Source organism: uncultured Paracoccus sp., from assembly GCF_947487305.1.
In the GTDB taxonomy this organism is placed as follows: Bacteria; Pseudomonadota; Alphaproteobacteria; order Rhodobacterales; family Rhodobacteraceae; genus Paracoccus.
The window spans coordinates 20037-27287 of record NZ_CANKWH010000027.1; the positions used below are offsets into that span (position 1 = coordinate 20037).

Annotated in this window: 8 protein-coding genes; 1 reads left to right on the top strand and 7 read right to left on the bottom strand. The window is 63.6% G+C overall.

What is annotated here, in order from left to right; all coding sequences use genetic code 11:
* Positions 1-31: 31 nt before the first annotated feature.
* The 7 genes from Q1A36_RS19455 to Q1A36_RS19485 all read right to left on the bottom strand — a co-directional run bounded on the left by Q1A36_RS19455 (position 32) and on the right by Q1A36_RS19485 (position 6213).
* Positions 32-838, bottom strand: coding sequence for an ABC transporter permease (locus Q1A36_RS19455; RefSeq protein ID WP_299847536.1), 807 nt, complete (start codon positions 836-838; stop codon positions 32-34).
* Complete coding sequence (locus Q1A36_RS19460) at positions 831-1736, bottom strand: ABC transporter permease (RefSeq protein WP_299847538.1); 906 nt, start codon at positions 1734-1736, stop codon at positions 831-833. Before Q1A36_RS19460 ends, Q1A36_RS19455 begins: the two co-directional genes overlap by 8 nt.
* Before the next feature lie 2 nt (positions 1737-1738).
* A complete protein-coding gene (locus Q1A36_RS19465) occupies positions 1739-2812 on the bottom strand; it encodes an ABC transporter ATP-binding protein (RefSeq protein ID WP_299847540.1) in 1074 nt (357 codons plus the stop codon).
* Positions 2813-2943: 131 nt separating this feature from the next.
* A complete protein-coding gene (locus tag Q1A36_RS19470; RefSeq protein ID WP_299847542.1) occupies positions 2944-3612 on the bottom strand; it encodes an isochorismatase family protein in 669 nt (222 codons plus the stop codon).
* Between the two features lie 63 nt (positions 3613-3675).
* Positions 3676-4707 (bottom strand): leucyl aminopeptidase, encoded by a 1032-nt coding sequence (locus Q1A36_RS19475; protein WP_299847544.1) that lies wholly within the window; start codon positions 4705-4707, stop codon positions 3676-3678.
* Positions 4708-4709: 2 nt separating this feature from the next.
* Positions 4710-5501: an alpha/beta hydrolase gene (locus tag Q1A36_RS19480; RefSeq protein ID WP_299847546.1), complete on the bottom strand. Its 792-nt coding sequence runs from the start codon at positions 5499-5501 to the stop codon at positions 4710-4712.
* A gap of 10 nt (positions 5502-5511) precedes the next feature.
* On the bottom strand, positions 5512-6213 hold the full coding sequence (locus tag Q1A36_RS19485) for an Asp/Glu racemase (protein ID WP_299847552.1): 702 nt from the start codon (positions 6211-6213) through the stop codon (positions 5512-5514).
* Positions 6214-6603: 390 nt separating this feature from the next.
* Between Q1A36_RS19485 and Q1A36_RS19490 the strand changes: the two genes are divergently transcribed.
* A complete protein-coding gene (locus Q1A36_RS19490; RefSeq protein ID WP_299847548.1) occupies positions 6604-7182 on the top strand; it encodes an NAD(P)H-binding protein in 579 nt (192 codons plus the stop codon).
* Positions 7183-7251: the final 69 nt, after the last annotated feature.

Below are 7251 nucleotides of genomic sequence, written 5' to 3' on the forward strand. Positions count from 1 at the left end.
GTTGGTGTGGCCCATTCTCGTGATGGCCGGATCAGGCGCGCTTGCGGCCCGCAAGATAGGCAGTGATGACCAGCGCGATCGAGATCAGCAGCAGCACGGTCGAGATGGCGTTGATCTCGGGCGTGATCTTGCGGCGCAGCTGGCCCAGCATGTAGGTTGGCAGCGTATCCTGACCCGCGGATTTGACGAATTCGGTGATGACCACGTTGTCGAGGCTGATGACGAAGGCCAGCATCCAGCCGGACAGGATGCCGGGCCAAAGCTGGGGCAGGGTCACATGGCGAAAGATGCGGACCGGCGTGCCGTAAAGATCGGCCCCAGCATTCTCGAGGCTCAGGTCCATGCCCTGCAACCGCGCCCGGATCGACATGAACGCGAAGGGGGTACAGAAGCTGGCATGGGCCAGGATCACATATCCGATGCCCTGATAGCCGGTCGCCACCTTGATCATCGAGAAGACGATCAGCAACCCGACAGCGGTCACGATCTCGGGCACCATCAGCGGCTGGTTGATCAGCCCCAGAACAATCCCGCGCCCGCGAAAGCCGCGGCTGCGCGTGGTCGCCAGCGCGGCCAGAACCGCCGCCGCCGTCGCCAGAACCGAGGCAATGCTGGCCACCATCAGCGAGCGCAAAGTGGCCTCCTGCACGGCGGCATTGTTCCAGGCGGCCTGATACCAGCGCCAGGAAAAGCCTTCCCAGATCGACACCGTGTTGCCGGCGTTGAAGGAATAGATCACCACCAGAAGGATCGGCAGGTAAAGCAGCACAAAACACGATCCCGCCATGAAGGAGAGTCCGGGCAGGGCCCTGACATCGAAGCGCTTGCGGTCAGCCATGGGGTTCCTCCTCAGCGCCGGCGGTGCGGACATAGATGACCATTGCCACCGCCACGATCGCCAGCAGTGTCAGCGACAGCGCGGCACCAAGTGGCCAGTTGCGCAACTCTCCGAATTGCATGCCGATCAGGTTGCCCAGCATCAGCTGCTTGCCACCGCCCAGCACGCGGGCCACGACGTAATCGCCAAGGCTGGGGATGAAGACGAGGATCGATCCCGCGATGATCCCCGGCTTGATCGCCGGCAGGATGACCTGTTGCAACACGCGCAGGCGCGGAGCGTAGAGATCATACCCGGCCTCGGCCAGCGAGAAGTCGAAACGCTCCATCGAGGCATAGATCGGCAGCACCATCAGCGGCAGATAGAGATAGGTCATCCCTACCAGCACGGCGAATTCCGTGTAGAGCATCTGGATCGGTGCCTCGATGGCGCCGATGGACAGCAGCAGGTTATTGATGATGCCGTCATTGCGGATCAGTTGCATCACCGCGAAAATGCGGATCAGCAGGTTCGTCCAGAAGGGCAGCATGATCAGCATCAGCCATAGGTCGCGGCGATGGGGCGGGCGTGTTGCGATGAAATAGGCGGCCGGAAAACCAAAGATGAAGGTCAGCAGCGTGGTCAGGAAGGCCAGCTTCACCGAGCGCCAGAAGATCTCCAGATGAGCCGCGGCAAGGGTCATCTCGTCGGTCAGGAAATCCCGCTCGGCAATGACGTTCAGCCAGTTCTGAAAGGACACTGTCCAGCTGACGCCGCCATAATCGCCCGGCGTCAGGATCGAATAGAGCGCGATGACCAGCACCGGCGCCAGCGCGCCGAGGGTCACGATCAGAAGCGCCGGCGTCAGCAGGGCTGCGCGCGCGCCGTCAACGGCGGGGGGCTTGGGGCGGGTGGCCATGGTCAATCCCTCAGCACCTGTCCGGTGCCCGGCAGCACGCTGATCCCGACCGCCTCGCCGGCGGTCAGTCGCGGCATTTGGTCGGGCTTGTTCTGCGACCGCACCACCAGCGCGCCACCCTCGCCCAGATCGACGTGGAAATGCGTGTCGGTGCCGAAATAGACGATATTGCTCAGCCGTCCGGACAGCTGCCCAGCATCGGCTGCCACCAGCTCCAGATGTTCCGGGCGGATGGCCATGGTGACCTGTGGACCCTTGGGAAGCTCGCCTGGCGCGCGCAGGTCCAGTTCCCGGCCCGAGGGCAGCGCAACCCGCGCCGTCTGCCCTGCGACACCCAGAAGCCCGACAGTCAGGAAATTCGTCTCGCCGATGAAATCGGCCACGAAACGCTCGGCCGGTTGATCGTAGATGTCGCGCGGGCTGCCGATCTGGCGGATGGTGCCGGCATTCATGATCGCAATCCGGTCGGACATGGTCAGGGCTTCCTCCTGGTCATGGGTGACGAAGACGAAGGTGATGCCGGTATCCTTCTGGATGCGCTTCAGTTCGATCTGCATGTCCTTGCGCAGCTTGTAGTCCAGCGCCGACAGCGGCTCGTCCAGCAGCAGGACCTTAGGCTTCGGCGCCAGCGCGCGGGCCAGCGCGATCCGCTGTTGCTGTCCGCCCGACAGTTGACTGGGACGACGGTTCGCCATCGGCGTCATCTGCACGAGATCCAGCATCTCGCCGACCGTTCGGGTGATCTCTGCCTTGGGCTTGCCCAGCATCTTGAGACCGAAGCCGATATTCTCGGCGCAGGTCATGTGCGGGAACAGGGCATAGCTTTGGAACACAGTGTTCACCGGCCGGCGATAGGGCGGGCTGGCCGATACGTCCTGCCCGTCCAGCAGCAGCTTGCCCGAGGTCGGCGTCTCAAACCCCGCGATCATCCGCAGAAGCGTGGTCTTGCCGCAGCCCGAGGGGCCGAGCAGGGTGAAGAATTCGTTGGCGCGCACCGTCGCGGTCACGCCTCGCAGGGCCTGATAGGCCTGCGGGCCGGCGCCATAGGTCTTTGTGAGGTTGTCGATCTCGATCATGTTGCCCTTCCCCCTGGTCGCCGGGTGTCATGACGGCGACTCATCTCCTCCGATTCATTATTTCATCAATTGAATAATAAAGATACGAGAAATGTCAGGATCGATCAAAAATTGCTGGGTGTTGAAATTGCTCAACGTTCAGGAATTGGCGCGGACGCACAGCTTTTCCGGGACTTTTCGCCGAGGCCTGCAAGCCAGCGCAGCAGATCTTCGCTGTCGGTGACATCGCCGTATTTCTGCGCGATGTCGTAGAGATTGGCGTCGTGCGGGGCCTGCGCCCGGTCGGCGCAGCAATCGGCGGGCACGAGGACGGTGAAGCCCGAGGTGACGGCATCGACGCAGGTGGCGCGGACGCAGCCCGAGGTGGTGGCGCCGGTGACGATCAGCGTATCGACCCCGGCCCCGGTCAAGAGCGCCGAGAGCTGGGTGCCGGCAAAGGCCGAGGCGCCCTTCTTGACCAGCACCACATCCTCGGGCTGGATGCCGGTCGCCGCGTCGATTTCGACCAGCCGCGAGCCCTCGACCAGCGCCGCCATGCCGGTGGCCTTCTTCAGCCAGGCCAGCTTGCCCAGCTCGCCCGGGTGATAGGCGATGGTGGTGTAGATCACCGGATAGCCCTTGGCGCGGGCCAGGTCGGTCAGCTTCCGCGTCGCCGCCATCTGCGCGGTCGCGTCCGAAGCGGTCGGGTATTTCCGGTCGGTGAAGCCATAGCTGAAATCGACCACGACGATGGCCGGGTGCCGGCCGCGCAGCACCGGCGCGCCGAAGCCGGCATCCTTGTAGACCTGTTCCTGAGACATATTCATCCCCGTTCAATGGAAAACCCCGCCGACGGCTGATCGGCGGGGCAAGGCATCTGCGGCTCAGTTGCGCGCCAGCTGGATCTCTTTCACCACGATGTCGCCATCGATGACGATGGCCTCGTCATCGAGAAACAGCGAGCAATTGCGCATCGGGATATCGAGATGGCAGGCGGTGTCATTCGGGCCGCCCAGTTCGTTGTTCGGGCCGGTCGAGAACATGACGTTGCCATAGAAGCTGCGCGGCTCCATGCCCATGCCGCCGGGGAAATCGCCCGGCACGAAATTGTGCCACTTGGCATTGGGGTTCATGCCCCAGCCGACATGGCTCATGCCGAAACCGCGCTTGTCGTTGAAGCTGTCCATGTAGGACCTGACGATCTGCGCCTCGAGCCCGCCACGGATATCGGTGATCCAGCCCTTCTCGATCGTGTAGGTGATCGGCTCGCGGGTCATGATGTTCTGCGGCAGCAGGATATCGCCCGGCGCCACGACGATGGTGCCGTCGACGCCGTCATCATCGCCGCCGGTGAAGACGAAGCCCGAGGGCCAGTGGTCCCAACGACCGGGCGTGTCGGTGCAGGCATATTCCGGCACGGTCGGATAGGTGTTGAGCTTGTAGGTCACATCGGTGCCGTGGGGCGAGGTGATGCGCATGACCTTGGCCTTGTCGAGGATGCCCGCCGCGATCTCGACCTTCTCGCGCAGTTCCGGGTAGGGCAGCATCCGGGCCAGCAGTTCCGGCGGTTCGACCGCGGTCAGGATGCGGGTGCCGGCGGCCTGGATGGCGAATTGCTCGGGCGAGAACAGCAGGAAGACGCAGTCGATCAGCATGTCGCAATTCTTCAGCGCCTCGACCGCCTCGGGCATCGAGGCCAGCCCGGTGACGCCCACGGCCCAGCCATCGCTTGGCAGCGGTGCGGGCAGGCGCATGTGATACATCTTCGCGCCAAGACGCTGGCCCGCCGCCATGAAGGCATCGGCATAGTCCAGACGGTCGGCGCCTTGGGTCAGCACGATCAGCTTCTCGCCCTCGTGCACGCCCGACATCTTCAGCTGATGCAGGCAGATCTCGGTAAAGCTCGTGTGGTCCATGCTCAGGCCCCCTTCGGTTCGGTGGTGAAATCCATGACGGCATCGAGAAAGCCCGGCAGGTTGTCCCAGGGGATCATGTGCCCCGCCTTCTCGACGATGCGCTGCTCGATGCCGGGGTTCAGCGCCGCGATCTCGGCCTGGTCGGCGGCATCGACGACGGTGGCGCCGCCGGCGATCACCAGCCGCGCGGGCTTCGAGATCTTCGGGATGTCGGCATGGATGTCGTCGGTGTGAAAGCCGTCAAAGGCGATGCGGATGGCGCCCCAGTTGCATGTGTGCAGCCATTCGGCCCGCAGTTGCAGCTGCTCCTCGCTCCAGCTTGGGCAGAAGGCACGCATGTCCTCGGCGGAACAGCCGCGCTCGGCCATGCGGATCGAGTCGCCATACCACGGCCATTGCGAGGGATAGGCCCGCCGGTTCGGCCCCGACATCGGCGGATCGACCAGCAGGAAGCCACCGAAGGGTGCCGGGTCCAGCGCATTGGCGCGGATGGCGATGCGTGCGCCCATGGAATGACCGAGCAGGATCGGCTGGTCCATGCCTTGGGCCAGCGCGATGGCGTCGCGTGCCATCGCGTCGAGCGTATAGTCCAGATCGCCGCCCTGGCCGAGTCCGCGCCCGCGCACATCGAGCACATGCACGTCGAAACGTTCGGCTAGGCGCTCGGCTACGAAGCCCCAGGTGATAGCCGGCGAGGTGATGCCGGGGATCAGCAGCAGCTGCGGGCCCGGCCCCGGGTAGTGGATCAGGTGCTGGCGGATGCCATTGGCGTGGAGGTTATAGCCGCGTGCCATCGCCGCCCCCTCAATACGCGCCCGAGAGCAGCGCACCGCCCCCCGGCACCCGGGTCGGCAGGTTCAGCGCGTTCAGCATCTGCCAGGTCGTCGCCACGGCGGCGGTCAGCACCGGCTTGCCGGTCTGCGCCTCGACCGTGGTGACGGCCGGCAGCGAGGGCATCTGCACGCAGGCCGACAGCACGATGACATCGGCCTCGGCGGTGTTCATCCCGGCGACGATGGCCGGCAGGTTCATCGGGTCATGGGCGGCGACGGCCAGGTTGTCCTGGATCTCGAGCGCGCGGTAATCGACCACCTCGAAGCCTTCATTGCGGATATAGTTCACCACCATCTCGGTCAGCGGCTTCATGTAGGGTGCTACGACGGCGATCTTCTTGGCGCCCATCGCCTGCAGGCCTTCGATCAGCGCCCCGGCCGAGGTCACCACCGGCGCTTCGGCGTCATTGTCGCGGGTCACTTGCCCAAGCCGTTCCTGCGAGCGGCGGTGGTAGCCCAGCCCCATCGACATGATGGCGACGAGGCAGGCATAGCCCATCACATCGACCCGCGCGTCCGACAGTTCCAGCGCGCAGCGGTCGCTGTCGGCATCCATCTTGGCCAGCTCGTCCTTGGTCACATGTTTCATCCGCATCCGCGACGAGTGGAAGGTGAACCGCTCGGGCGCCACCAGCTCCCGCGCCCTCAAGAGCGCCGGGATCTCGGTTTCCATGGTGATGTTCGAAGAGGGCACGATCTGCCCGATGCGGATGGGGGTCATCTGTGACTCCTGCATTTTGGTTTTATAATTAGTCAAACGAATAAATAACTTACTTTCTCGAACCTGTCAATCTTGATGAGCGAAGCCGGCGAGAGTTGGGTGCATGGGTGAGTTTTCGTCAGGCTATTCAATGAGATATATGATAATTTCGTGCGTTTTTGGGGCTTGTAGGTGATCGCAGGCAGGCCTCGGGTCGCAAGCTTCTCCGCCGTATCGGTCTTGAAAATATCCAATCGGATAATTAATCAGGTGCGATGCCGAGCGATTCTCGGCGACCACATCGGGTCGCGAAACGGCAACCGGCCTTGTGATCCAACCTGAAGAAGGCAAAGGAGAATGAAGATGAAGCGAACGATCCTGGTAACGGGCGCGCGGGGCAAGACGGGGCGCGAGGTCGTCCGACTGCTTGCCGCCACCTCTGGCATCACCCTGCGCGCCGGCGCATCGCAACCCGGGACCCTGACAGGGGCGGCGAATGTCCAGCCAGTGCGGTTCGACTGGTCCGATCCGCAAAGCTGGCCTGCGGCTGTCGATGGGGTGGACGCGATCTATCTGATGCGCCCCGATCTGCCCGAGGCAGATTTCCTCATCGCCTCCCTGATCGCGCTGGCTCCGGGCAGTCACATCGTCCTCTTGTCCGAACAGGGCGCCGACAGGCTGCCCGATGGCGACTGGGTACGGCGGGTGGAACGGGCGGTCGAAGGTGCGGCGCAAAGCTGGACCATCCTGCGGCCGAATTGGTTCCAGCAGGACCTGACCGATCCGCGCTTCTATCTCGACGCCATCCGGCAGGGACGACAACTGCCCATGCCATCTGCCGGCGCGTCGATCGCCTGGGTAGATGCCCGTGACATCGCAGCCGTCGCAGTAACGGCCTTGCTTGATCCTGCCGCGCATGACCGCAAGAACCATACCTGTTGATTTTCACTCAGAAGTGAGCCGGCATTTCCATCGAGAAGTGAGCCACCTCTGACTATGGATTTCCGTTCA